This window comes from Alphaproteobacteria bacterium (assembly GCA_040905865.1).
Classification (GTDB): Bacteria; Pseudomonadota; Alphaproteobacteria; order UBA8366.
Map to the genome: position 1 here is coordinate 199,410 of JBBDQU010000074.1, position 26,399 is coordinate 225,808.

Sequence of the window (26,399 nt, forward strand, 5' to 3'; positions counted from 1 at the left end):
CGCTTACAGCGTGGCCAGAAAGGCCCGCACCTCGGCATTCACCGCGTCGGGAAATTCCCAGAACGGGAAGCCGCCGCCTTCTGCGACGGTTACACGGCGGCAGTCGGACAGCAGAGCCGAAATCTCGTCAGCGGACTGCAGGAAATCGGGCAGGTCGTACTCGCCATTCATGATCAGCACCGGCTTCCGGAATTGCCGCAGGTCATCGTCCGGTGGCGTAATCGGGCCGATAAGGCCCGTATCAAGCCAGGGTGCGCCTTCGAATTCGTCAATGATTGCGCGCTGCTCGGCGGCGCGGCATTCCACGGGCCGATCCCGCATGACAGCAAACCAGCCGGACTCGTTCCACCAGAGTTTTCTCGCGGCCGGCATGCCTTCTTGCCGGGCGGTATCGGCGACCCGCGCCAGAATCTGCGCCACGCCTGGCATTGGCCGCCCCGGAAAGACCGGTCCTTCCAGAATGAGGGCGGTAAACCGCTCGGATTCGCGGCAGGCCAGCAGCAGTCCCGCCGCCGCGCCGAGATGCGTGCCCCAAAACGCCGCATGAAGGATACCCGCTTCGTCCATCGCACCGGCGATGCTCGCCGCATATGCCTCGACCCCGAAAGGGCCCGGCACGGCGGAAGACAGCCCGTGGCCGGGCAGGTCGATCAGCAACAGCCGGTGCGTCTTGCGGAACTCCGGAAGCTGGGCCGAGAACGCGCGCCGGTTCTGCGAGATTCCGTGCACCATGACCAGCCACGGCGAACCCGGACCTGTATCATCGATGAGTTCATACAGCGCGGCCGGCATTGAGCTTTCCTGTCTCAATCGGCGGTGGCGAGAAATTCCTTGAAGCGACGCGCCACCGCATCGGGCGAAACAGTCGGGCGGCCGAGCTTTTCCAGGCTGCCTGGCTGGATCCGGATATGCACCATATGCGGGCCATCGCTGGCATAGGCCGCCTTGAGCGCCTTCTCGAAGCCATCCAGATCGTCCGCAGAGGCAGCGCTGGCGTAGCCGCAGGCCAGCGCGATCCTGGCGAAATCCACGCCGCCGGACACGGTCGCCTGGCCGCCTGTGGAATCATGTACGCCGTTGTCGACCAGCACGTGGATCAGGTTATTCGGCCCCTGCGCGCCGATGGTCGCCATATTGCCCATCTTCATCAGCGCGGCGCCATCGCCATCGATCACGACAATCGGCCGGTCGACATTGACCGCGATCCCCAGCCCCATCGCGCTGGCGCTGCCCATGGAACCGACCTGATAGATATGCTGCCTGCGGTCATCGATGGTGAACAGCTCGCGGCCGCTCTTGCCGGTGGTACAGACGATCCCCGCATTGTCCGGCGTCACCTTCAGCAATCGCTCCAGCGTGTTGTAGCGGGTCGGGCGACCGCCGCCTGTCGTGAAGTCGCTGAGATTGCCGCCGGGAGTCGCCAGGGCCGGCGTTTCCTCCAGCCCCTCGGACGCCACAGATCCGTTCGCCATGATGAACGCATAGGGCAGTTCCGCCGAATCCATATGCGCGAAGGCGCGCTCCAGCGCCGGTGCGATATCCGCTTCCTCGCTGGGGAAGGGTTCGTTCGGTACGCCGATATCGTTCAGCAGGACATCGGTGATCTGCCCCATCAGCACATGCTGCGGCTCGTCCTTCAGCCCCGGCTGGCCGCGCCAGGTGACGATCATCAGCGTCGGAATTCTGAACGGATGGTTCAGCGAGGTTAGCGGGTTGATGGCGTTGCCGAGCCCCGAATTCTGGCAGATCAGCACGGTCTTGCGGCCCGCCAGCCAGGCGCCGGCGGCAATCGCGGTCGCCTCGCCCTCGCTTGCCGCCGGGACATAGCGGATATCCTTGCGGGTGATGACCCGGTTGATCACCGGCGTCAGGAACGAGCACGGCACGCCCGTGTAGAAGTCGTACCCGGCGGCCAGCGCCCGGTCCAGAAACGCATCGGCCCTGATCATACGATATTCCTCGCCCGGGCGAGGTCCAGCGCGTCGTCAATATCGAGCCACTGGCCGGTGATATACTGCACCCGGACATTGTGACCCGCCGCAACCAGCCGGTTCAGCAGGACCGGTACGTCGCCCTTTTCCAGGCTGCCATCGGATTCCATGGCTTCCAGCTCCGCGGCGACCGCCCTCGCGCCCGCTTCGCTCAGTTTCAGCAGGCCGACCCATTCGCCGGTCGCGGATTCGGTGCTGGCATCGCGCCCGGCCTCCACCAGGCTGACCGGCGCGTCGTCCAGATAGTCGGTGGAAAACGCCCGGTCGCCGACCACGAGGTCGCGGACGAGGCCCGCTTCGGACTGCTCGCGATCCCGCCACAGCGCGTCGGCAACGATGACGATATCGCCTTCCGCCTTGAGCAGCGCATCGAGCATGTAGTCGCGAAACAGGATATCGCCGTAGGAGACCAGCGTCGGCTGGTTCAGCGCCTTGCGGGCGCAGTTCAGCGAATAGAGTTCGCCCGTTACTTCGTAGCGGTCATTGTCGACGGTCGCCACCGAGACCAGGTCGATCGCTTCCTTCCGGTAGCCGCGCACGATCGTGACATCGCGGATACCGGCGCCGTTCAGCATCGCCAGTTGGCGGCGCAGCACGGGCTGGCCGCGTACATCGACCATGCATTTCGGCCGGTCGTCGGTCAGGCTGCCCAGCCGCTTGCCGCGCGACGCCGCCAGCACGACCGCGCCGTAACCCGCGCCCCGCTTTGGCAGATATCGGGATTCCGCCGCCGCCAGTTCGTCATTCCCGGTGATCTTGAAGACCTCGCCCACGGTCGGGATGGTATCCTCCACATCGGCCAGGGTTTCGGTGCGGAAAATCGTTTCGCTGATATTCCGCATCGCCTGCATCGCCGCGCGCATATTGTGGTTCGCCCAGATCACCAGCGAAATATCATGGTCTCGGAACTGCCGGGTCGGCGTCGCGTAATACATGGTCGGCACGATCACCACCGGACAGCGGTTACCCCATTCCCTGCAGAAGGCGAAAATTTCATCCGGCTCCGCGATCTTGGAATGAATCAGCACGGCATCGGCGCCAGCGGCATGATAGGCCTCGCCGCGGCGCAGCGCCTCATCCACCCCCCAGCCGGCGATCAGCGCCTCGATCCGGGCGATGACGCAGAAATCATCGTCGAGCTGGCTGTCCTTGCCCGCCTTGATCTTGCCGCAGAATTCGTCGATATCGGCCAGCGGCTGCGCCCGACCGATAAAGCTGTTGGTCTTGGGAAACAGCTTGTCCTCGATACAGACGGCGGCGATGCCGCGCTGGGACAGCTTGGTCACCAGCCGGCGCATGTTGTTGAAATTGCCGTATCCCGTATCGCCATCGACCAGGATGGGGATCGATGTCGCGTCGGACATGAACTCCAGCACTTCCAGGACCTGGGTCCAGGATGCCTCATTGTTGTCGCGCACGCCCAGCGCCGCCGAAATACTGAGCCCCGAGGCCCAGACACCCTTGAACCCGACCTCTTCCACGATACGTGCCGACAGGCCGTTATGCGCCTCCATGATAAAGGCCATCTCCGGATCGGTGAGGAGCTGGCGGAAACGGCCGGTTTTGGATTGCGGCGTCTGTACGGACGGAACAATTCGAACAGTATTTGCAGTCATGGTCCTAAATCTGCTTTCCTAGGCTGCCGGAAAAGCATCTGATCGGAAGATCTCCCCCGGCGGTGTTACAAACTTATGACAATAGATACGCGATACCGGAGAAAATAAAAATGGCACTTTCACATCTCAAGGTTCTGGACCTCACCTCAAACCTTTCCGGACCGTATTGCGCCATGATTCTGGCGGACCAGGGCGCCGATGTGATCAAGATAGAGCGCCCCGAAGTCGGCGACGACATGCGGCTGACGCCCCCCTTCATTGGTGGCGAAAGCGCCCCCTTCATGCTGGCGAACAGGAACAAGCGCAGCGTCATTATCGACCTGAAAACCGCAGCGGGGCTGGCGGATTTCAAGCGCCTGGCAGAAGATGCGGATGTTCTGATCGAAAACTTCAAACCCGGCACGGCGGAACGGATCGGCATCGGTTACGAGACAATGCATGCCCTGAATCCGCGCCTGATCTATTGCTCGATTTCCGGCTTCGGGCAGACCGGCCCCTATGCGAAGCGCGGTGGCTTCGACCTGATCAGCCAGGCGATGACCGGCCTTGCGGCGATATGCGGTGACGAGGACGGCCCGCCGCACCGGCTGCCGATTCCCATTACCGACCTGTGCGGCGGCATGAATGGCGCAATCGGCGTACTGACCGCCCTGGTCGCGCGGGAAAAAACCGGAGCGGGGCAGCAGGTCGATATCTCCCTGTTCGAAGCGGGAATTTCGCTTGGCTTCTACGAGGCGGCGTCCTATTTCGCCACGGGGCAGGCGCCGGAGAAACTGGGCCAGCGTCATCGCGGCAGTGCCCCCTACCAGATATTCCCGACCGCCGACGGCCATATCGCTATCGGCGCCGCGGCGCAGCGCTTCTGGAGCCTGACATGCGAGGTGCTGGGATGTGCGGAACTGATCGATGACCCGCGTTTTGTCACCAAGGCGGACCGGGTGGCGAACAACAAGGCACTGGTTGCCATCCTTGAAGACAGGCTCGTCACGAAGACGACGATGGAATGGTTCCGGTTGCTTGACGCCAGGGGCATCCCCGCCGGCCCTGTCATGAACCATGCGGAACTCTTCGCCGACCCGCAGACGGAAGCGCGCGACATGATCGTCACCGTGGATCACCCGGCAGCGGGCGCGACCCGGATATTGGGCACGCCCATCAAACTGTCGAAGACCCCGGGCGGCATAAAGCGGCCGGCCCCCAGGCATGGCGAACATACGGACGAGATCCTTGGCAATGCGCCGTCAACCGTGGCAGCGGAGTAGATCAGATCGTGTTTTCTTGGAATCGCCTATGGCGATCCAACAATCCCGTGAATTTGATCTATTTTGTTGAAAATAGAGCACATCAGGACTGAATAGAACCTGTTGTGGTTCTATTCAGTCCTGATGTGCTCTAACAGGCTTCACACCGACCAGCGCGTCGCGCAATTCGGCAATCCTGTATGGCTTCTCCAGGAATCCGATTTCCAGGCCCTTGGCAATACCCAGCGTCTCCGCCATTTTTGCATAGCGCTTGTTGTATCCGGAGGCGACAAGAATGCGGGCGCTGCATTCCCTGTCCACCAGCCAGGCAACGAGTTCGATTCCATCGATATCCGGCATCACGATATCGAGGACAATCGCCGTCGGATTGAAATCGTCGAATACCGCCATGAATTCCTCGCCATGCGTCGTTACCTTCACGTCATACCCGAGGCCTACCGCTGTACGGCGAACTATTTCGCCAAGTGCCGGCTGATCGTCGACAATAAGCAATCGCTTGTCGGACATGTGCGCACCCCTCACACAGCGTCATTTATGTTCAGGCATGACTTTCATCCAGAGCGGGCATCGAAAGCCAGCTTGTAACCCTGAGAGAAAGTATACTCTTTTTCGCGGCACATTGCGATAGGCGCATGAACAAGACACGCCAATTCGATACGCGAATTCAATCAAATAGATTGGTTCCGGAAAGGGTCCGATCCCTGCGCAACTTCCGGCGCATCATGACGCCCGAATAGCGAACTCGGGCCTATCGTCTTTTGTTTCTCGCGGTGCTTGAGCCATAGGCCAGGGCTACAAAAAATATCAGCACCGCGCCGCAAACCAGCGACAGGTATATTACTTCGCCGTCCGTCATCGCATCGCCTCCCTCGTTAGACGGATAACATGCAATGGAAGCCTCGTTAACGCTTTGATCTATATCAAAACCTTGCCACGGCAAGGTTCAGATCAGAGCGGCCGAATATTGGTCCCGGAGTCGTCGCTGTCCTTCTGGTCATCTTCCACCTGGAATTCACCGTCATCGCCCGGATTCTCCGGCACCGTGGCATGCAGGATTTCGGCTTCCCGCTTCAAGCGCGTATAGGAGCGAACTGAATACGGAAACGTTCCAAGATATACCACGGCAACACCCGTCAAAACGATCCAGGGAAATGCGGCAAGCCCCGCCAGGGTCAGGCCGACGGCGACGAGAAACGGCAGGACGTAACGCTGGGGCACCTTGATCCGCTTGAACGAATATGACGGCATCCGGCTGACCATCAGCGCCGCCATGATCGCCACCCAGGTTCCGGTAACGAGCGGATGCATCGTCCAATCCGCATTGAAACCGAGCGCGATCACGAGCGGCAACAGCGACATCAACGCACCCGCGGGCGCCGGGACTCCGGTGAAATAATTGAAGGCGTAGGGCGGCATCTTGTCGTGCATGCTGTTGAACCGGGCAAGCCGCAATGCGCAACAGACGATATAGAACAGGATGATGGCCCAACCGACGCCGCCCGCGTCCTGCAGGGTCCAGAAATAGAGGATAATGGCAGGTGAGACACCGAAACTGACGATATCGGAAAGTGAATCGAGTTCCGCGCCGAATTCGCTGGATGCCCTCAATATCCGGGCCATTCTGCCATCAAGCGCATCGAGAATCGCCGCGACGATGATCGCCGTCACCGCGTAGTCCCAACGGCCCTCAATGGCAAACCGGATACCGGTCAGACCGCAGCATGCGGCGGAAACCGTAATGATGTTCGGAATCAGCTTGCCGACGGACAGTCCCCTGAGCCGGCGTCGCTGGGCATGGTGATTACGCGAACGCAGCATCAGCGCATCTCCCCTTCCCGCCTCGTTTCACCGGCCGCCAAATCGGCCAGTACTGTTTCGCCGGCCACGCAGGTCTGTCCGACGCACACCAGTGGCGCGACGCCTTCCGGCAGATAGACGTCCAACCGGCTGCCAAACCGGATCATGCCAAACCGTTCCCCGGTCCGGACCTGCTGGTCAATGGACAGATTACAGAGAATCCGCCGCGCGACGAGGCCGGCAATCTGAACAAATGCAATGGTCTGTCCATCCAGCGTTACCATCCGGACAGCCTGCCGTTCATTGTCCACACTCGCCTTGTCCAGCGACGCATTCAGGAACTTGCCTGGCCGGTAGGACAGTTTGTCAATGACCCCGTCAATGGGAATTCGGTTAACATGTACATTGAAGACGTTCATGAAGACACTGACACGGGTCAGCGGCGTTTCGCCCATATCCAGTTCTTCCGGCGGTGACACGCGTTCTATCATCTGAACGAGTCCGTCGGCCGCACTGACCACCAGCCCTGGCCGGACGGGCGTCATCCGGTCCGGATCGCGAAAGAAATACACGCACCACACGGTGAGCAGAATGCCCGGGACAAAGAGCGGGGCCCATATCCAGCCAAGCACCAGTGCAATAGCCGCAAATATCGCAATAAAAGGCCAGCCTTCGCGATGAATTGGTACCAGAACCGGCTTCAATACTTCATACATACAAATCTCGCCGCCATTTCAGTGGCCGGCCCGCAATCCACCATTAGCGTGGCGGGACCCGGTAACAATTGTTTATAGCACACCAGGTTTGAATGAAACCGCCACAGGTTTCATTCAAACCTGGTGTGCTATGTCTTCAACAAGACAGATCAGATCCACATGGCCGTTGGATCGCCAACGGCGATGCCAACCAACCATGATCTGATCTAGCGTTCCTGCCCATATAATGCCAGTAACGCCCGATTACAAAGGTTCGCGACCGCCATGATTCCCGTTCACCGCGGAAAACGTACAGAGGCGTGTCGACATGATGTAGATGCTCGATGCAACCGGTTCCGGCACCCAACCGTGCGACCGTTTTCCCCGAAGCGGCGAAGGGAACTGATCACCGGCACCGGACAAAGTCGCCCGTGACGGCACAGTCGTTCATCGCCGGCATCGCAACCGTGCGCGCGAATACCGGTCCTGACTCGACCTCATACACATAACGCAACAGTCGGCAGGATCAATTCGGGTCCGGTAGTGAAAACAATTGTCCGGGATAGATCAGGTCCGGATCAACGATCTTTGAGCGGTTGGCGTCGTAAATTTCCGTGTACCGGACGCCGGCGCCCAGCGTACGCCGCGCAATGCGCCACAAGCTGTTGCCCGGTTGCACCACGACTATTCCATTTGCCGCATCGGCGGTAGTATGCGGCTCTGCGCGCGAGAACGGCATTTCGACGCGCGCAACAACCTTGTTGTCGGAAAGGCCGTCAACCCGAAGCGTATGGACCCCGACGCCGATATTTCCTTCCGGTTTGACCTGCCAGTTTCCATCGGGAGAAACCAGTACAGCCTGCGCGGCGGGATTGTTGTTGACATACACCTGGACGCTGGTTCCGGGCGTCGCCTTGCCCCCTATACTGACATTGCCCTTGTCGTCGTAATCGATCACGTCGATGGATAATGCCTTGTCGCCCAGGCCTTGCGCTTCGGACGGTTTCTGTAAAATGCGACTGGGCGCGTTGCCCTCCCGGGCCACCAGCACGGCGAGAACGCCTTCGGATTTCTTCTCGGTGCCGTCCTGCGGCATCGACGCGGATACCGGCGCCTTCGCCAGATTCCGGTCCGGCACCATCAGGACGACTACGGATTCCGAGCGCGATTCCGTTCCGTCCTTGCCGATCAGCGAAAGGCCGATTTCACGCTGTCCCGGCGGCAAGGGTTCACCCGGCAGATATACCCATTCGCCCCGGCTGTCCGCTATCGCGGTACCCGTCCGCTTGTCGCCGTCGTAAATACCAACCTCCGCCCCTACCGGTGCACGCCCCGCGATCAGGGCGTCACCTTCCGGGTTGACCCGAACGACATCGAATACCGGCATGGAAACGCCGGCGGGACTGTCAGGCTTTTCCCGCCGAGGCTGGGCCGCGCTGGCATTCCGTGATTTCCCGTCGGCCGTCGGCGTTTCCGCCGCGGGCGTCTTCTCCGGATGAGCCCGGTCAGTCCCGAAAGCCGCAACGGGCGGGGGTACGGGAACCGGTATTCCGGTGCCGCGTGCGTTACGGCTTGCCCGGGAATCCTCAGCGGAACCTTCCACAGCCAGTTTCGATTCGAGGAAATGGTCCTCGGTCTGCCAGTAGGTCAATACGATAGCGCCGGCTGCGACCAAGCATCCCAGAATACCGATATAAAGATATCGTTTCACAGCACCTCAAATATTTTATCAGCAGGCGTTTTCATGCCGCTCGTTTTGCAAAACACGCTACACCGAGTCCATCCATAACAGCCAGCGCAATAAAACGACCCCTGGTCACCGGGCGTTGTCAGAGGCTCCCGGATGCCGGTAAGGATTTCAAAAATATCGCCACCGCCTCGCGGTCCTCCGGCGTCATCTTGCTGGTACTGTTTTCGATCACTTCCACCATGGCGCCGCCGGCGAAATCGCCATCGGGCAGGATACCCATCTCCAGGTACGACTTGATATCGCCCGTGCTCCACGCACCGATGCCATTCTCCGGATCCGGCGTGATGTCCGGAATCCGCTTGCCGTCCGGTCCGTTCGGATTTCCCGCCAGTTCCCGTTCGTTATCCGACCCGCCGAGGAAGTTTCGCGGGGTATGACACTCACCGCAATGCGAAACGGCGCGAACCAGATATGCCCCTCTGTTCCACTGCGCCGAACGGGTGGTATCGACCGGCTTTTCGCCCGCCTCAAAGTAAAGCCATCGCCACGGCCAGACAAGCGCCCGGATATTGAACGGAAAATTCAGGTCATGGCCGGGGGCGGCCTCGGCCACGACCGGTACGGTTTTCAGAAACGCCCAGAGATCGCGCAAATCCGCCTCCGCCATGCCGGTGTATGAAGGATAGGGGAAAGCGGGAAAATAGATTATCCCGTCCGGTCCTTTCCCTTCGAGCATGGCGCGGGAAAAATCCTCGTAAGACCATCCGCCGATGCCGTATTGCGGGTCCGGCGTGATATTCGGCGGATAGAAGGCGCCGAACGGCGTATCGAGCCGCCGGCCACCCGACAGCAATTCTCCCTTGGGTTCGACGCTGGTATGGCAACCGGCGCATCCGGCAACATGGAAAAGATACTCCCCACGCGTCTCGGCAGGCGAAACCGCCCCGTGCCCGTGTCGTGGCAGCGCGAAAATCACGAACACTGCCAACGCAATGCATGACCGGGGAGCCAATGGATATTTACGCAAGATACCGGGCATTCACGAATATCCCTTCCATTTTACGTTTTCATCTTATCTGTTTCTTTGGAAAAATGCCATCCTTGCCGTCCTTTACTCTCAAGGACCTGTCTTCAACGCCTGTTCGATCAGTCAATCGCGTCAGCCCGGAAACTTACGCTTTAACAATACTTCATATTCAGGATGCAAGTTAATCTTGCACAGGGCCGGCAAGTCGCCTAATCGGTCCTGGTCCAGGTTGCGGACATGCGACAGGAAAGCGGGGTAATTAATGACCGGCGTCAAGACGCTCTGTGTTTACTGCGGATCATCCAGCAGCACACGGGAAAGCCACCGGGCCGCCGCGCGAGACTTGGGCACAAGCATCGGCTCAGCCGGAATCCGGCTCGTCTTTGGCGGTGGGCGGGTCGGTCTGATGGGGCTCGTCGCCGACGCCGCGCTGCAAGCCGGCGGCGACGTGACAGGCGTCATTCCCCGATTCCTGAAAGCGCGGGAAGTGGAGCACAAGGGCTGCACCGAACTGATCGTGACCGAGAACATGCATGACCGGAAACTGCGGATGGCCGCCCTCGCCGACGCCATCGTCGTCCTGCCCGGCGGCCTTGGGACGCTGGACGAGGCGTTCGAAATCCTGACCTGGAAACAGCTCGGACTGCACGACATGCCCGTCGTCTTCGCCAATATCGAGGGATTCTGGACGGATCTTCTCCGCCTCATCGAAAACCAGATCGCGGAACGTTACGTGCGCGAAACAGAACGCTCGCTATTCAGCGTCGCGGCCACGACCGGCGAGATCCTGCCGCTGCTGGATTCCCTGCCCGCTGCTACGATTTCGTTCGAAGAAAAATGGATTTAGCAATGGGCGGTACCGCTGCAGCCTGAAAAGGGCCGGCATAGAACTGCCGGCCCTCCGTTCCACCTTGGCAGAACCTCAGGCCTTCCACGGCTTAATCGTTGCCTTGAGCTTCTTGTACCCGTCGAGGAATCCCGGGCGCTCGCTCCCGTAGACCGAATCGAACTTCGCCAGCGCGTCATCCAGCCATTTGCGCAACTCCTCATTGCCCGGGTTGGCATCCAGATAGGCGTCGCGGATCAGCACGAAATGAATGCGCGGATCATAGGGCTGCTTGGTTCCGCCCATCGATTCATCGCCATCCAGCAGGCGCAGCAGCATCGCATCGGCGGAGCCCAGCGTCTGTTCATGGATCGGCGGCCCGGACATACGGTGCATGACCGACGTCATGTCGCGGCCATTGCCGGTCGTGTAACCCATCTCGTTCCAGAGTTCCTGCGTATTGACGTCCTTGCCGAGATGCTTTGCAACCATACCGCTGAACGCACGCATCGGGTCGGACACGTCGGCCAGCAGGTCGGTCAGGCGGTCACCGTCAAGGTCGGTCGCGAGGACGATGCAATCGCGCTTCTCGATCAGGTCCCACAGCATCAGGCCGAAATTCGTGTCAGCGATATGCTGTTCGATCTGACCGCCCCAGTTCTCCATGCCCTTCTTGAAGTCCTTTGGCAGCAGGGCGATGATGCGGTCCACGGCCTCCTTGTGCTCGACATAGCCGTCGACGGCGTATTTGCGGCCGACCTTGAACTTCGTGCCCTGCAGCAGCCAGGAATGCAGGCCGGCATTGATACCGTCCTCCATGGCCTGGGTCGGCTTCATGGCGACACGGCCAAGCTTGCCGCTCTTGTGCACCATTTCCAGGAACAGGCGGTTGGCATAGGCCATCTGCACGCCCGGCGTATTCATCTCGGAATGCACGATGCCGGTCTTCGGATCGACATTGAACTTTGCCCGGTCCTGGGAATACGGCAGGCAGGGCATGCAGCGGACAACCGTAATCCGGCCGTAGGGGCGGACGTTGCAGAAGACGCCGGCCTGGGTGCGCAGCGGCGCATTCGCCGACTTGCCCATGACAACAACCTTGCCGCCCTTGCCGTCATTGACATAGGCATCGCCCGCCGTCGACCATTTGATCGACGTGCAAGGCATATTGCCAAACCAGCCGAGCGACGCCAGCTTCGTATCGTGGCGGTACTGCGACCACATCGGCACGGCGTAGAACGGCAGGCCCAGGATATCGATCGCGGCAATCGTGCCCAGCAGCGCATAGGCATCGGTCAGGGAATGCGCAACCGGCTTCACGGAGCCGTCATGGTTTCCGCCCTTCCAGACCACAGCATCGGGGTAGCCCTCCGGCTTGACATCCGCCGGCTCGAAAAGCCCCTCAAGCAGACCGAACAGGTCGCCGCCGTCAGCCTCGGTCCGAGCAATTTTCATCAAATCTAGCATATTGGTTTGTTCCCGTTGATTTATGGGGTTGTGAAAGCCGCGTATCCGTCGGGCGGAACTGGCAGCCACATTACCCTGCGCTTTCCCTGCGGGCAATAATAGGCCGGAGACATTGTTTTAATTTAATCTGAACCGTTCATCTGCTAGACCCCATTACGGGTTGGACGACGTTTCGCAGGAGAATTCGATGAATAAAATCAAGGTTACAAATCCGGTTGTCGAACTCGATGGCGATGAGATGACCCGGATCATGTGGGCCTTCATCAAGGAAAAGCTGATACTGCCCTATCTCGATATCGACCTGATCTATTTCGACCTGGGCATGGAAAACCGGGATGCGACGAATGACCAGGTGACTGTCGATTCCGCCAACGCCATCAAACAGCATGGCGTCGGCGTGAAATGCGCGACGATCACACCGGACGAAGGGCGCGTGCAGGAATTCAACCTCAAACAGATGTGGCGGTCGCCGAACGGGACGATCCGGAACATCCTGGGCGGTACGATTTTTCGCATGCCCATCATCTGTCAGAACGTCCCGCGGCTGGTGCCCGGATGGACCCACCCGATTGCTATCGGCCGCCACGCCTATGGCGACCAGTACCGGGCAACGGATTTTCTGGTTCCCGGCAGGGGAAAACTGACGCTGCGCTTCGAACCCGAAGACGGTGGCGAGACAATCGAGCGCGAGGTATTCCGGTTCGAGGAACCCGGCATCGCCATGGCCATGTACAATCTGGATGAATCCATCGCCGGTTTTGCCCGGTCGTGCTTCAATTACGGATTGAGCCTCGGCTGGCCGGTTTTCCTGTCGACCAAGAACACGATCCTCAAGGTCTATGACGGCCGGTTCATGGATATTTTCCAGGAAATTTTTGACAATGAATTCAAGGAACAGTTCGACGCCAAGGGGATCATCTACCAGCACCGGCTGATCGATGACATGGTCGCTTCATCCCTGAAGTGGTCGGGCGAATATGTCTGGGCCTGCAAGAATTATGACGGCGACGTGCAATCCGACACGGTCGCCCAGGGCTTTGGCAGCCTGGGCCTGATGACATCGGTTCTGCTGACTCCCGACGGCAGGACAGTTGAATCCGAAGCGGCACACGGAACGGTTACGCGCCATTTCCGGCAGCACCAGCAGGGCGACGAAACCTCGACAAACCCGATCGCGTCAATATTCGCCTGGACCCGCGCACTATCCTATCGCGGCAAATTCGACGATACGCCGGAGGTAACGAAATTCGCCGAAACCCTGGAGAAGGTATGTATCGATACCGTCGAATCAGGGTTCATGACCAAGGATCTCGCGATCCTGATCGGCGAGGACCAGCGCTGGTTGACGACCCGCGGCTTCCTGGACAGGATTGACCGGAATCTGCAGGCCGCCCTATAGCACATCAGGTTTCAATAGAACCGCAACAGGTTTCCTTTAAACCTGTGAAGGTAGGCGGGGTTCCGGAAAGGATTACTGTCCGTATCCGAGACGTGCCGGCGCGCAGATGAAGCTGACCCGAGATTTTTTCAGTAGCGGGCATTCGTTCAGGACCCGGTCCACCCGCCAGGCCGTTATCTGTGCCGTATTTTCCGGGCAGATGGCGAGGGCAACCGCCTCTATTTCGGCGCGGCTGTGGTCGCCGGAATCGTAACACACAGAGACGATGTCGGTACGGTGGCCCGGGACGCTCACCGGGATTTCTGTCCTGGACGGCGGGTGGGCGGTACAGGCGGTCACAAATGCCAGAATGGCCACGGCGCCCAGCAGGCGTTGCCGGGAGGTCGCCTTCGTCAATGGGTCAGTTCCCGCATCGCCGAATCCAGCCCTTCCAGCGTCAGGGGATACATGCGGTCCTCCATGATCTGCGACAGGATCTCGATCGACGGCGTATAGCTCCAGTTGCGCATCGGCTGCGGATTCAGCCACACCGCATGTTTGTAGGTATCCAGCACCCGCTGCATCCATACGGCGCCGGCCTCTTCGTTCCAGTGTTCGACGCTGCCGCCGGGATAGGTGATTTCGTAGGGACTCATGGTCGCGTCGCCCACGAATATCACCTTGTAGTCCGACGGATAGGTCCGCAACACTTCTTGCAGGTCGATGCGCTCGCTATGGCGGCGGCGGTTGTCCTTCCAGACCGTTTCATACATGCAGTTATGGAAGTAGAAGTATTCGAGGTGCTTGAATTCGGATCGCGACGCGGAAAACAGTTCCTCGCAGATTTTCACATGATCGTCCATCGACCCGCCTATATCGAAGAACAGCAGCACCTTGATGGTATTGCGGCGCTCGGAAATCATCTTGATGTCCAGATAGCCGCCATTGCGCGCCGTGGCGCTGATGGTGCCGTCAAGGTCGAATTCACTCGGCTGTCCGTCGCGGGCGAAACGGCGCAAGCGCCGTAGCGCCAGCTTGATATTCCGCGTTCCCAATTCCGCCGTATCGTCGAGATTGCGGAATTCGCGCCTGTCCCAGACCTTGGCCGCGCGACGGTGCCGCGATTCATCCTGGCCGATGCGCACTCCTTCAGGATTATAGCCATAGGCGCCGAAGGGCGAGGTGCCCGCGGTGCCGATCCATTTGCTGCCGCCCTGATGGCGTTTTTCCTGTTCCGCCAGACGCTGCCGCAACGTCTCCATCAGCTTTTCCCAGCCGCCCAGCGACTCGATAAGGGCCTTTTCCTCCTCCGACAGGTGTTTCTCGGTCAGCTTGCGGAGCCATTCTTCGGGAATTTCTGCCTGCATATCCCCTTCCGGCGGCTCAAGTCCCTTGAAGACGTGGCCAAAAACACGGTCGAAACGGTCAAGATGGCGTTCGTCCTTCACCAGGGTGGCGCGGCTCAGGTAATAAAAATCGTCAATGCTGTATGCCGCCACCCCCTTTTGCATCGCTTCCATAAGGATGAGGTATTCCTTTAGCGATACGGGCAGTCCGGCGCCGCGCAGTTCCTGAAAAAGATTTATAAACATGGTCATGCATCCTCTGGAGATGCGAAGCATACCGACTATGGGGAGGCGGGAAAAGCCCCCTGGAAGCCATCAGAATACGCCCACAATCCCTTCTAATCGCGTTGTATTCCCGGTATGTGGTATACTCGGCCGTACATAGTGTTCGGCAGGGGTTCCGGGATGGAAACAGATGGCAGGCGGGAACTGGAACGGATCGTGACATCCGGCCAGATTTCCGACAAGGACAGGCTAGCCGAGACATTGACGGCCCTGTGCCTTGCGCCCGGCCGGCGGCCGGATCCGCGCGAAATGTCCCTGTTTTTCGATATTGTCCGGGGAATTATCCGGGACATCGAAATTCATGTCCGGCAGAACCTGGCGGACGGCCTGGCGAAACGGGCCGATGCGCCGCATGATCTGATCGTCATGCTGGCGAACGACGTCTTCGATGTCGCCGAACCCGTACTCTTGCGAAGTCCGATACTGGACGACGCCGACCTGATCGCGTTGATCCACCAGCGGACCACAAGGTTCCGCCTCGCCATTTCGAGACGCGAGACGCTGACCGAAAACGTGAGCGAGGCCTTTGTCGATACGAGAGATACCAAAGCCCTGAAATCACTGCTTCAGAACAAGGGGGCCCTGTTCAACGACGAGTCGCTGTCGCGGCTTGTCGATGAATCCCTGGTTACCGAAGAATATCAGGAACTGCTGCTATCGCGCCGGGACCTTCCCGCGTCGCTGGCTTACCGCATGTATGAATGGGTCAGCGACGCCCTGCAGCAGCAGATTTCAACGATGTTTCCGGTCTCGGACATGGAAATCGAGGAAGCCGTGTCACAGGCGCTGAAACGCGCCATATCGTCGAACGCCCGGCCGGCGTCGGAAGCGGAGAAGCCGCAGGAGTGGACCGGACGCCCATCGCCGGAGTCCCTGCGGCGCGCACTCGAACTACAGGACATCCTGAAGTTCGAGGACATGTTCCAGGAGTTGACAGGGCTTGACTCCGCGACGACGACCCGTACCCTTTACGACATGGGTCCGGAGGGACTGGCCGTCGCCTGCCGGGCGGCGGGGCTGGACGCCGATACGTTTTCCGAAATCCTGTGCCACGTACAGGGTACCCGCCCCTTCGGGATTTTCCGGCAATCGCCTGCTTTTTCGCGCGGCATGAACCTTTTCAAGCGAACCGACCGCAGCAATGCCCGAAAAATCGTCGAAGGCTGGGGCGGCGCTCCCAATTCCGGCGGGTACTGACGCAGGCCGCGAGCAGCCCGCCGCAAACCGGTCCCCGTCAGTCGCCGCCGCGCTGTTCGCGCCGGGACATGAACGCCAGCCGTTCAAACAACTGCACATCCTGTTCGTTTTTCAGCAGGGCGCCGTACAGCGGCGGGATCAGTTTGCTGGGATCCTTGCTGCGCAGGACTTCGGCGGGAATATCCTCCGTCATCAGCAGTTTGATCCAGTCGAGCAACTCGGAAGTCGACGGCCGCTTTTTCAGCCCTGGAACCTCCCGGACGTCATAGAACAGGTTAAGCGCCTCACGAACCAGTTCGCCCTGAATATCGGGATAATGCACGTTCACGATCCGGAGCATCGTGTCCCGGTCTGGGAATGAAATATAGTGGAAGAAGCAGCGCCGCAGGAACGCGTCCGGCAGTTCCTTTTCATTGTTCGATGTGATGATCACGATCGGTCGGTTGACCGCGCGCACCGTTTCACGGGTTTCGTAAACGAAGAACTCCATGCGATCGAGTTCCAGCAGCAGGTCGTTCGGGAACTCGATATCCGCCTTGTCGATTTCGTCGATCAGCAGGACCGGCTTGGTATCGTTCGTGAACGCTTCCCACAGCTTGCCGCGCATGATGTAGTTGGCGATATCGTGCACGCTGTCATTGCCCAGTTGACTGTCGCGCAGGCGCCGCACGGCATCATATTCGTACAACCCCTGCTGCGCCGTAGTCGTCGACTTGACGTGCCATTCGATCAGCGGCATTTCCAGCGCGCGCGCGACCTCCTGCGCCAGGACCGTCTTGCCGGTTCCCGGCTCTCCCTTGATCAGGAGCGGCCTTTCCAGCACCGCGGCGGCATTCACGGCGACGCGCAGGTCTTCTGTGGCGATATAACTGTCGGTGCTATCGAAACGCATGCTCTGGCCCTGTGCTGTCCGTGAAAAACTGTGGCAAAGACTATGCGGCGACATAGCCGCGATCAACCCTGGCCGGCAAGCGCGGCCTCTATCGCGGCAATGGCCTCGGCCGCGGACGCGCCGTTCGGCCCGCCCGCCTGCGCCATATCGGGACGGCCGCCGCCGCCCTTGCCGCCCAGCGCGACCGACCCGACCCGCACCAGATCGACCGCATTCAGCCGGTCTGTCAGATCATCCGTGACAGCGACAACAATAGACGCCTTGCCGTCAGCGACCGCAACAAGCACAACAACGCCGCTGCCGATCTGCGATTTCAGGGAATCCGCCAGCGGCTTCAATTCCCTGGCCGGCACATCCGCGAGCACGCGGGCGGCGAAGGCAATCCCGTCAATTTTTTTAACTTCGGACGATTTTTCCGCGCCCGCGCCCCCGCCCATTGCCAGCTTGCGCCGCAAATCCGAAAGCTCCCGTTCCAGGCGACGGCGTTCTTCCAGCAGGGCGCCGATCCGTTCCGCAAGATCGCCCGGCGATGATTTCAGGATCGCCGCGGCTTCGCGAAGCCGCGCGGTCTGTTCCTTCGCGTACTGGACCGCCGCCGCGCCCGTCATGGCCTCGATCCGCCGCACGCCCGCCGCCACAGCGGATTCGTTGGTGATGACGAAATATCCGATGTCGCCCGTGCGGCTGACATGAGTGCCGCCGCATAGTTCGACCGAAAAAATGTCGCGGGCATCGCCGCCCATGGAGACCACGCGAACTTCTTCACCGTATTTCTCGCCAAACAGCGCCAGGGCGCCTGCCTTGACCGCGTCATCCGGGGTCATCAGCCGCGTCGTTACCTCGCTGTTCGCGACAATGCGTGCATTTACTGCGGCTTCGACCGCCGTCAGTTCGTCTTCCGACACCGGTTTCGGGTGGCTGAAATCGAATCGCAGATAGCCGGGACCGACAAGCGAGCCCTTCTGGGTCACATGGTCCCCAAGCTGGCGGCGCAGCGCCTCATGCAGGAGATGCGTCACCGAATGGTTGGCGCGTAGCCTGGAACGCCGGCCGCCCTCGACATGCATTTCGACCACGTCGCCGACACGAAGCGTCCCCTTGCGTACCGTCCCCAGGTGGACAATGACGTCATCGACCTTCTTTTGCGTGTCCCGCACGACAAACTCGTCGCCGTCGCCCGTATACATGGATCCGGTGTCACCCGCCTGTCCGCCCGATTCCCCGTAAAAGGGAGTCTGGTTGACGAGCACCGCCGCTTCGTCGCCTTCATTGGCGGCGTCAGCGTTCTTGCCATCGACGATGATGGCGGCGACCACTCCTTCGGCCTGCTCCGTCGCATAGCCGAGGAATTCCGTGGCGCCCAGTTTTTCGCGAAGATCGAACCAGACCGCTTCCGTCGCGGCCTCACCCGATCCGCTCCAGTTCTTGCGGGCTTCTTCCCGCTGGCGGGCCATGGCGGCATTGAAGCCGGCCAGATCGACCTGCCTGCCCTGGCCGCGCAGGATGTCCTGCGTCAGGTCGAGCGGAAACCCGTACGTATCGTACAGTCGGAACGCGACATCGCCCTGCAGCGTGGCGCCATCGCCCAATTTCGCGGTTTCCTCCTCAAGCAGCCGAATGCCGCGCGCCAGTGTCCGGTTGAACCGGCTTTCCTCGAGGCGGAGCGTTTCGGTGATCAGCGCCTCGGCGCGCACCAGTTCGGGATAGGCCTGCCCCATCATTTTGACCAGGGTCGGCACCAGCCGCCACATCAGCGGTTCCTGGCTGCCCAGCAGGTGAACATGGCGCATGGCGCGGCGCATGATCCGCCGCAGCACATAGCCGCGCCCCTCATTCGACGGCAGCACGCCATCGGCGATCAGAAAACATGTCGACCGCAGGTGATCGGCAATCACGCGGTGCGATACGGCGCTCTTGCCATCCGGATCGGAACTTGTCAGATGCGCGGACGCTTCGATGATGGACCGGAACAGATCGATCGCGTAGCTGTCATTGGTGCCCTGCAGGGTTGCGGTGATCCGCTCCAGCCCCATGCCGGTATCCACCGACGGACGCGGCAGAACGAGGCGCGTGTCGGCGGAAACCTGCTCAAACTGCATGAAGACCAGGTTCCAGATTTCGATGAACCTGTCCCCGTCCTCGTCCGGACTTCCGGGCGGTCCGCCGGGAATATGCGGACCGTGGTCGTAGAAAATTTCCGAACAGGGCCCGCAGGGACCGGTATCGCCCATCGCCCAGAAATTGTCCGACGTCCCGATGCGGACGATCTTGCTTTCCGGCAGTCCGGCAACCTTGCGCCACAGGCCGAACGCCTCTTCGTCATCGGCGTAAACCGTGACAAGCAGTTTTTCGACCGGGAGACCGAATTCCCGCGTGACCAGGTTCCAGGCCAGTTCAATGGCCCGTTCCTTGAAATAGTCGCCGAACGAAAAATTGCCGAGCATTTCGAAAAACGTATTGTGCCGGACCGTGTATCCGACGTTTTCGAGATCGTTGTGCTTTCCGCCGGCGCGCACGCATTTCTGGGATGTCGTGGCGCGGTCATAGGACCGCTGTTCCGCGCCGGTGAACACGTTCTTGAACTGCACCATGCCCGCATTGGTGAACATGAGAGTCGGATCGTTGCGCGGCACCAGCGGCGATGACGCAACGACTTCGTGATCATGGCGTTTAAAATAGTCCAGAAACGCGGTCCGGATTTCGTTGGCGCCCTGCATGACTTGCACCCTTGTTTTTTTTACGCTTCCACGCGCGGATAGAAACGGATTCGATCCGCCTTGCCAATGCTCCCGAACCCCGCGAAACGGCGTTTTAGCCCGGAGGTCTTATCCTGTCCAGCGAACAACGGCGCACCGGGGAGTAGCCTGGCGCCGGGTCCGATATTGGATATGGAAGTCATCCGCGCGCTTCGCGTAAACTCCCGCATGCCGGATCGGCCCGGAGTTGTTCCCAACACGCACAGTATCGAGACCATGTCCTTCAATTTCACAATTGTTTCCCTGACCGCCGCGCTCCTCTGCCTTTTCCTTGCATCCCCGGTACAGGCACAGAATCCGCACGGGCAGATCTTCGACGCCTGGCGCGTCCAGTGCAATTCCCCGACGGGGGCACCGGCCGTCTGCCAGATGTTTCAGAATATCGTCGTGAAGGACAGCGGCGAACCGGTCCTGCGGTTTTTCGTCGGTTATCAGGGAGAAGGTGAAACGCCAATCGGCGTCCTTGTCGTGCCCCTCGGCGTCCACCTGCCCTCCGGCATTACCCTGAAGATCGACGACGGGCAGGCCTATGAACTGACAATCGAGGTCTGCCTGCCGAACGGTTGCCGGGCCCGCTTTGGATTTGACCGGAATTTCCTTGACCTGTTCAAGCAGGGCAGCAACGGCACTGTTTCCTTTGTCGGCGGAAACCGACAGCCGTTCAATGTCCCGATCTCGCTAATAGGCTTTACCGCCGCGCTGAAGGCCATTCGCTGATCCAGGCCATCGCCGGTTTCCGGCCGCGCCGGAGGAACATTCTTACCCGGCGACACACAATGGCCAATCAACTCAGCCCCCTGGCAGTTGAAATGGCCGGCCTGCCGTGGAATGCGACGAAGCCGGCCATTCACCATTCCCTTATCGGGCCCGAAACCCGTTACACGCCGTCCGTCGCCGCATCGTCAGGACCCGGATTACCGGGCCCGGTATCGTCGGGAGAGGCGTCATCGTCACCGGAAGAACCGTCCAGCATGGTTTCGGCGATCAGGCCGGCATTTTCGCGAATCTTTGATTCAATCCTGGCGGCGACATCGGGGTTTTCGCACAGGAACCGCTTGGCGTTCTCGCGCCCCTGCCCGATCCGCTGGCTGTCATAGGAAAACCACGATCCGGATTTTTCGACGATCCCCGCATTGACGCCAAGATCCAGCAATTCGCCGGTCTTCGAAATACCCTCGCCATACATGATATCGAATTCGACGACCTTGAATGGCGGCGCGACCTTGTTTTTCACGACCTTGACCCGGGTCTGGTTGCCGACCACGTCATCCCGGTCCTTGATGGCGCCGATCCGGCGGATATCCAAACGGACACTTGCGTAGAACTTCAGGGCGTTGCCGCCGCTCGTCGTTTCCGGATTGCCGAACATGACACCGATCTTCAGCCGTATCTGGTTGATAAAGATCACCATGCAGCGCGAACGCGAAATGGACGATGTCAGCTTGCGCAGCGCCTGGCTCATCAGTCGCGCCTGCAGCCCGACATGGGTATCCCCCATCTCACCCTCAAGTTCGGCCCGCGGCACCAGGGCGGCCACGGAATCGACGACCAGCACATCAATTGCACCGGAACGCACCAGTGTATCGGTGATTTCCAGCGCCTGTTCACCGGTATCCGGCTGTGAAATCAGCAATTCGTCCAGATTGACGCCGAGCTTGCGTGCATACCCCGGATCGAGCGCATGTTCCGCATCCACAAATGCGCAGGTGCCGCCCAGTTTCTGGGCTTCCGCGACGACATGAAGCGCCAGCGTCGTCTTGCCCGAGCTTTCCGGCCCGTAAATTTCGATCACGCGGCCGCGCGGAAACCCGCCGATGCCTAGCGCGATATCAAGCCCCAGCGACCCGCTCGAAACCGAATCGATTTCGACCGCCTGACCATGCTGGCCAAGCTTCATTATGGATCCCTTGCCGAAGGACCTTTCAATCTGTGCGAGAGCGGCGTCCAGCGCCTTGGTCTTGTCCATGCTGTCCTTTTGTACGAGCTGTAATGCGGAATTCGACATGATTTTCTCCCATATCCCACGGCATCGAAGGGTTGTAAACAGACGGCCAGTGTACACTATTTGTTCTCACACGCAAGTTCTTTTTTTGTTCTCTGCGAACTTATGCTTTTAATCCGGAACGACAATCATGGTTTCGTCCGATGAATATCGCGTCCGCTATGATAAAAAAGGAGGGGCCACGCGATGGTTACGCGTCATTGCGGCTAGCCGGGGCCGGTCGCATGCTCTAACAATACCGGCCATGTTCGAGACATTGCTCATTGCCAATCGCGGCGAAATAGCCTGCCGCATTATCGCGACGGCGCGGCGCCTGGGGCTGCGCACGATTGCGGTCTATTCGGACGCGGATGCCGAATCGCGACACGTCGCCCTGGCCGATTCCGCGCTCCATATCGGACCGTCGCCGGCTCGGGAAAGCTATCTGGATATCGACCGGCTGGTCGCGGCCGTTCGCCGCAGCGGCGCCGACGCCGTGCATCCGGGATACGGCTTCCTGTCCGAGAACGCGGCGTTCGCGGAAGCCGTCGCCGGGGCCGGAGCCGTATTCGTCGGCCCGCCGCCCGCGGCAATCCGGGCGATGGGGTCGAAGGTCAACGCCAAGCGCATCATGGCGGAAGCCGGGGTGCCGCTGGTGCCCGGCTATCATGAGGACGATCAGGACCCGGCGATTCTGGCGGAGGCCGCCGCTACGATCGGCTATCCGGTACTCATCAAGGCTTCGGCCGGCGGCGGCGGGCGCGGCATGCGGCGGGTCGACGCGGCGGCGGACTTCATCAAGGCGCTTGAAGGCGCACAGCGCGAGGCAAAATCCGGTTTCGGCGACGATACGGTGCTGATCGAAAAATACGTCACCCGGCCCCGCCATATCGAGATGCAGGTATTCGCCGACCGCCATGGCAACGCGGTGCACCTTTTCGAACGCGATTGCTCCATCCAGCGGCGGCACCAGAAGGTCGTCGAGGAGGCCCCGGCGCCCGGCGTCATCCCGACGATGCGCGCCGCCATGGGCGATGCCGCCATCGCCGCGGCCAGGGCCATCGGCTATGAAGGCGCGGGTACGGTGGAGTTTATCGTCGATACCGGCCCGGAGGGGCAGCCGGGCGATTTCTATTTCATGGAAATGAATACGCGGCTGCAGGTCGAGCATCCGGTCACCGAAATGATCACCGGACTCGATCTGGTCGAGTGGCAGCTCATCGTCGCCGCCGGCGGGCCCCTGCCGCGGAACCAGGACGACATCGCCGCGAACGGCCATGCGGTCGAAGTGCGGCTCTACGCGGAAAATCCCGAGAAGAATTTCATGCCGCAGACCGGGCGGCTGGCGCATCTGCGGTTTCCCGCCCCCTCGCCGCATATCCGGATCGATACCGGCATTCGCGAAGGCGATTCCGTATCCATGTTCTATGACCCGATGATCGCCAAGATCATCGCCTGGGACCATGATCGGGACGGCGCCCTGCGCCGCCTGCGGAGCGCGCTGCGGACAACCGAGATTGCCGGGCTGACCACCAACCTGCCCTTTCTGGCGGCGATCGCGGCGCACCCGGCCTTCGGCGCGGCGGCGCTGGAAACCGGATTCATCGACATCCACGCGGCCGACATCATTCCCGAATCGCCGCCGGCAAGCCGGGAGGTTCTTGCGCTGGCGGCCCTGTCAGAATTGCTGGACATCGCGGCGCGGACGGCGGACCGCGCCGCGCATTCCCCCGATCCGCATTCGCCCTGGCATGCGCGCGACGGGTGGCGGCTCTGCGGCGCCGCAGAAACCGTATTCCATTTTACCGACGGTACCGTCCGTAACGGGCCGGTCATGACAATCCGGGCCATACCGGAAGCCGGGGGCCACCGGCTGACCATGGACGGCTGCGACATGCTGGTGCGAGGCGCCCTGGACAATGACGGCGCGATGCTTGCGGAAATCGGCGGCGCGCGAATGACCGCGACCGTGCGCCGCGACGGAGACTCGATGCAGATCGTCATGCCGGGACACAGCCACCGGCTGTTGCGGGTCGATCCCGCCGCCATCGCCGCGCGGCAGGCGCCCGCCGCGGGCGGACGGCTGACCGCCCCGATGCCGGGCCGTATCGTCGCCATCCACACCGCCGCCGGCGACAGAGTCCGGGCCGGCCAGGCGCTGGTCGTGCTTGAGGCCATGAAAATGGAACATATCGTCGTCGCAACCGCGGATGGCGTCGTGGCGCAGTTGCGCTGCGCAGCCGGCGACCAGGTCGCGGACGGCGACGAATTGCTGACGCTGGAAGGGCCGTAGGCGGGGACGGGAAAATTCATGCCCTGCGATAATGAAACCGACGATGACGACGGACCGGCATTTGATTTCGATCCGGCCATGCCGGCCCGGGCGGAACACGCCATCGACGCCCATGGCGACGGATTCCGTGACGCGGTCAAACGGCGTATCACGGATATGATCCGGTTGAGCGACTCCCTGGCTGTCCCTGCCGAAGCGGGAGAGGAAAACGGCGCCATTCTGGCGGCGCTTCAAGAGCTTGCCCGCCGGCACATGGCCTAGCGGCGTGGCTCTTACACCGCACGCCATAACATGACCGTTCATCTGATCAAGCTCAGCGTCGGCGTGGAGAGCGTGGAGCACCTGTCCGCGCTCCAGCAACGCAGGCTCCAGGATGCGCGGCGTTCCGGGCTGGGCGACCGGTTGTGGCATCAGACGCGCCATATGCCGCGCCGGGCCGCGGAACTTCTGGACGGCGGCTCCATCTACTGGGTTATCAAGGGCGCCATCCGGGCCCGGCAGCGCGTATGCGAGCTGGAAGCCGTGACCGACGAGGAAGGCACCCGCCGCTGCCGGCTGATCCTCATACCCGGGCTTACGGAAACCGTCGCCTGGCCGCGGCGCCCGTTCCAGGGCTGGCGATATTTGGAACCGGCCGATGCACCGCCGGATATCGGTGACGCCGGCGCCGATGGGGAAATGCCGCCGGAAATGGCGGCCGAACTACGGGCGCTCGGCCTGATATAGCGGGCTTTTCGCGGCTCGATTCGGCGCCATTGAAAAAAACTTCATTTTGTTCGCTGCGAAGGCTGGACAAGCATCGGCGCCTCGCTTATATCCCATGCCGCTGCCGCCTTCAGCGGCCCGGGATACCGGGTCGACGGCAAGGCGGCGGCGGTTCTGTAGTGACATTCATGTTGCGCAGAAACAATTAATTCGTTATAGTGAAAAGTTGCACCCCTCCCCTTGGGAAGGTGGTGCATTCGACGCGGACTGATATTGCGTTGCTGTTCTAGTTTATTGTGAATCGGAAATGGAAGGGATGCGCGGGCGGCGGTTTGGCTGTTTGTTTGGCCGGGCTGGAGTATAACTCGTGCTGGCGCATTCTGATGATAAGAGCTTCTGGTTTGTGGCTGGCTTCGGCTGGTTTGGACCGGGAGTGTCTGCGTAAGATTGTGCCTGGACGAGGCTCCGTCAAAGCTTTGGGATGGTTTCTGATTTATCGGGATCTGTTTCATGGCGAATGAACTTGAGAGTTTGATCCTGGCTCAGAACGAACGCTGGCGGCAGGCTTAACACATGCAAGTCGAACGGGAAGGTTCTTTCGGGAACCGGCGAGTGGCGCACGGGTGAGTAACGCGTGGGGATCTGCCTCGAAGTGGGGAATAACCGCTGGAAACGGCGGCTAATACCGCATACGCCCGGTCTTTAGGGATCGGGGAAAGCTTTATGCGCTTCGAGATGAACCCGCGTCGGATTAGCTTGTTGGTGAGGTAAGAGCTCACCAAGGCGACGATCCGTAGCTGGTCTGAGAGGATGATCAGCCACACTGGGACTGAGACACGGCCCAGACTCCTACGGGAGGCAGCAGTGGGGAATATTGGACAATGGGCGCAAGCCTGATCCAGCCATGCCGCGTGAGTGAAGAAGGCCTTAGGGTTGTAAAGCTCTTTCACGGGCGACGATGATGACGGTAGCCCGAGAAGAAGCCCCGGCTAACTCCGTGCCAGCAGCCGCGGTAATACGGAGGGGGCAAGCGTTGTTCGGAATTACTGGGCGTAAAGGGCGCGCAGGCGGTTTCGTCAGTCAGATGTGAAAGCCCCGGGCTTAACCCGGGAACAGCATTTGATACTGCGGAACTAGAGTTCGGGAGAGGGTAGTGGAATTCCCAGTGTAGAGGTGAAATTCGTAGATATTGGGA

At 60.6% G+C, this 26,399-nt stretch carries 22 protein-coding genes and 1 rRNA gene; 9 read left to right on the forward strand and 14 right to left on the reverse strand.

Annotation, left to right across the window (positions count from 1 at the left end):
• Window positions 1-3 precede the first annotated feature (3 nt).
• From WD767_17515 to aepX, 3 genes are read right to left on the reverse strand one after another with little or no spacing between them, the layout of a single operon-like run.
• Window positions 4-792, reverse strand: a complete 789-nt coding sequence (locus WD767_17515; GenBank protein MEX2617891.1) for an alpha/beta fold hydrolase — start codon at window positions 790-792, stop codon at window positions 4-6.
• Between the two features lie 14 nt (window positions 793-806).
• A complete protein-coding gene (gene aepY / locus WD767_17520; protein ID MEX2617892.1) occupies window positions 807-1,949 on the reverse strand; it encodes a phosphonopyruvate decarboxylase in 1,143 nt (380 codons plus the stop codon).
• A complete protein-coding gene (gene aepX / locus WD767_17525) occupies window positions 1,946-3,607 on the reverse strand; it encodes a phosphoenolpyruvate mutase (GenBank protein ID MEX2617893.1) in 1,662 nt (553 codons plus the stop codon). The genes aepY and aepX overlap by 4 nt, the downstream gene beginning before the upstream one ends.
• Window positions 3,608-3,717: 110 nt before the next feature.
• Between aepX and WD767_17530 the strand changes: the two genes are divergently transcribed.
• Window positions 3,718-4,869, forward strand: coding sequence for a CoA transferase (locus tag WD767_17530; GenBank protein ID MEX2617894.1), 1,152 nt, complete (start codon window positions 3,718-3,720; stop codon window positions 4,867-4,869).
• 114 nt (window positions 4,870-4,983) lie between these two features.
• On the opposite strand, the gene WD767_17535 is transcribed toward WD767_17530, so the two are convergent.
• From WD767_17535 to WD767_17555, 5 genes are all read right to left on the reverse strand, one after another.
• Window positions 4,984-5,376: a response regulator gene (locus WD767_17535; protein ID MEX2617895.1), complete on the reverse strand. Its 393-nt coding sequence runs from the start codon at window positions 5,374-5,376 to the stop codon at window positions 4,984-4,986.
• 441 nt (window positions 5,377-5,817) lie between these two features.
• Window positions 5,818-6,687 carry a CDP-diacylglycerol--serine O-phosphatidyltransferase gene (gene pssA / locus WD767_17540; GenBank protein MEX2617896.1) on the reverse strand — a complete coding sequence of 290 codons (870 nt, stop codon included), beginning with the start codon at window positions 6,685-6,687 and terminating at the stop codon, window positions 5,818-5,820.
• Entirely contained in the window at window positions 6,687-7,382 is a 696-nt protein-coding gene (locus WD767_17545; GenBank protein ID MEX2617897.1) for a phosphatidylserine decarboxylase, read from the reverse strand. The genes pssA and WD767_17545 overlap by 1 nt, the downstream gene beginning before the upstream one ends.
• 505 nt (window positions 7,383-7,887) lie before the next feature.
• Window positions 7,888-8,748, reverse strand: coding sequence for a LysM peptidoglycan-binding domain-containing protein (locus tag WD767_17550; GenBank protein ID MEX2617898.1), 861 nt, complete (start codon window positions 8,746-8,748; stop codon window positions 7,888-7,890).
• A 442-nt stretch (window positions 8,749-9,190) separates the two neighbouring features.
• On the reverse strand, window positions 9,191-10,027 hold the full coding sequence (locus tag WD767_17555) for a cytochrome c (protein ID MEX2617899.1): 837 nt from the start codon (window positions 10,025-10,027) through the stop codon (window positions 9,191-9,193).
• 313 nt (window positions 10,028-10,340) lie between these two features.
• Here WD767_17555 and WD767_17560 point away from each other — a divergent pair, with 313 nt between their 5' ends.
• Window positions 10,341-10,925, forward strand: a complete 585-nt coding sequence (locus tag WD767_17560; protein ID MEX2617900.1) for a TIGR00730 family Rossman fold protein — start codon at window positions 10,341-10,343, stop codon at window positions 10,923-10,925.
• Window positions 10,926-11,000: 75 nt separating this feature from the next.
• Here WD767_17560 and WD767_17565 read toward each other — a convergent pair whose 3' ends face one another.
• Complete coding sequence (locus tag WD767_17565) at window positions 11,001-12,359, reverse strand: hypothetical protein (GenBank protein MEX2617901.1); 1,359 nt, start codon at window positions 12,357-12,359, stop codon at window positions 11,001-11,003.
• A 199-nt stretch (window positions 12,360-12,558) separates the two neighbouring features.
• Here WD767_17565 and WD767_17570 point away from each other — a divergent pair, with 199 nt between their 5' ends.
• The gene (locus WD767_17570; GenBank protein ID MEX2617902.1) at window positions 12,559-13,770 is read left to right on the forward strand and encodes an NADP-dependent isocitrate dehydrogenase; all 1,212 of its coding nucleotides are present in this window, start codon (window positions 12,559-12,561) and stop codon (window positions 13,768-13,770) included.
• A gap of 72 nt (window positions 13,771-13,842) precedes the next feature.
• Here WD767_17570 and WD767_17575 read toward each other — a convergent pair whose 3' ends face one another.
• Window positions 13,843-14,166: a hypothetical protein gene (locus WD767_17575; protein MEX2617903.1), complete on the reverse strand. Its 324-nt coding sequence runs from the start codon at window positions 14,164-14,166 to the stop codon at window positions 13,843-13,845.
• Window positions 14,163-15,341, reverse strand: a complete 1,179-nt coding sequence (locus tag WD767_17580) for a VWA domain-containing protein (GenBank protein ID MEX2617904.1) — start codon at window positions 15,339-15,341, stop codon at window positions 14,163-14,165. The genes WD767_17575 and WD767_17580 overlap by 4 nt, the downstream gene beginning before the upstream one ends.
• A 159-nt stretch (window positions 15,342-15,500) precedes the next feature.
• Between WD767_17580 and WD767_17585 the strand changes: the two genes are divergently transcribed.
• A complete protein-coding gene (locus WD767_17585) occupies window positions 15,501-16,577 on the forward strand; it encodes a DUF2336 domain-containing protein (GenBank protein ID MEX2617905.1) in 1,077 nt (358 codons plus the stop codon).
• Between the two features lie 37 nt (window positions 16,578-16,614).
• Here WD767_17585 and WD767_17590 read toward each other — a convergent pair whose 3' ends face one another.
• Window positions 16,615-17,469, reverse strand: coding sequence for a MoxR family ATPase (locus WD767_17590; GenBank protein MEX2617906.1), 855 nt, complete (start codon window positions 17,467-17,469; stop codon window positions 16,615-16,617).
• Between the two features lie 62 nt (window positions 17,470-17,531).
• Window positions 17,532-20,186, reverse strand: a complete 2,655-nt coding sequence (gene alaS / locus WD767_17595; GenBank protein MEX2617907.1) for an alanine--tRNA ligase — start codon at window positions 20,184-20,186, stop codon at window positions 17,532-17,534.
• A gap of 207 nt (window positions 20,187-20,393) precedes the next feature.
• On the opposite strand from alaS, the gene WD767_17600 reads away from it, so the two are divergent.
• On the forward strand, window positions 20,394-20,942 hold the full coding sequence (locus WD767_17600) for an invasion associated locus B family protein (GenBank protein ID MEX2617908.1): 549 nt from the start codon (window positions 20,394-20,396) through the stop codon (window positions 20,940-20,942).
• A gap of 160 nt (window positions 20,943-21,102) precedes the next feature.
• Here the strand turns inward: WD767_17600 and recA are convergent, their stop codons facing one another.
• A complete protein-coding gene (recA, locus tag WD767_17605; protein MEX2617909.1) occupies window positions 21,103-22,230 on the reverse strand; it encodes a recombinase RecA in 1,128 nt (375 codons plus the stop codon).
• A 241-nt stretch (window positions 22,231-22,471) separates the two neighbouring features.
• On the opposite strand from recA, the gene WD767_17610 reads away from it, so the two are divergent.
• From WD767_17610 to WD767_17625, 4 genes are all read left to right on the forward strand, one after another.
• Complete coding sequence (locus WD767_17610) at window positions 22,472-24,499, forward strand: biotin carboxylase N-terminal domain-containing protein (protein MEX2617910.1); 2,028 nt, start codon at window positions 22,472-22,474, stop codon at window positions 24,497-24,499.
• Window positions 24,500-24,517: 18 nt separating this feature from the next.
• Complete coding sequence (locus WD767_17615) at window positions 24,518-24,760, forward strand: hypothetical protein (GenBank protein ID MEX2617911.1); 243 nt, start codon at window positions 24,518-24,520, stop codon at window positions 24,758-24,760.
• Window positions 24,761-24,790: 30 nt separating this feature from the next.
• Entirely contained in the window at window positions 24,791-25,225 is a 435-nt protein-coding gene (locus tag WD767_17620) for a DUF1489 domain-containing protein (GenBank protein MEX2617912.1), read from the forward strand.
• Between the two features lie 498 nt (window positions 25,226-25,723).
• Window positions 25,724-26,399: ribosomal RNA gene (locus WD767_17625) — 16S ribosomal RNA — on the forward strand; the annotation flags it as partial.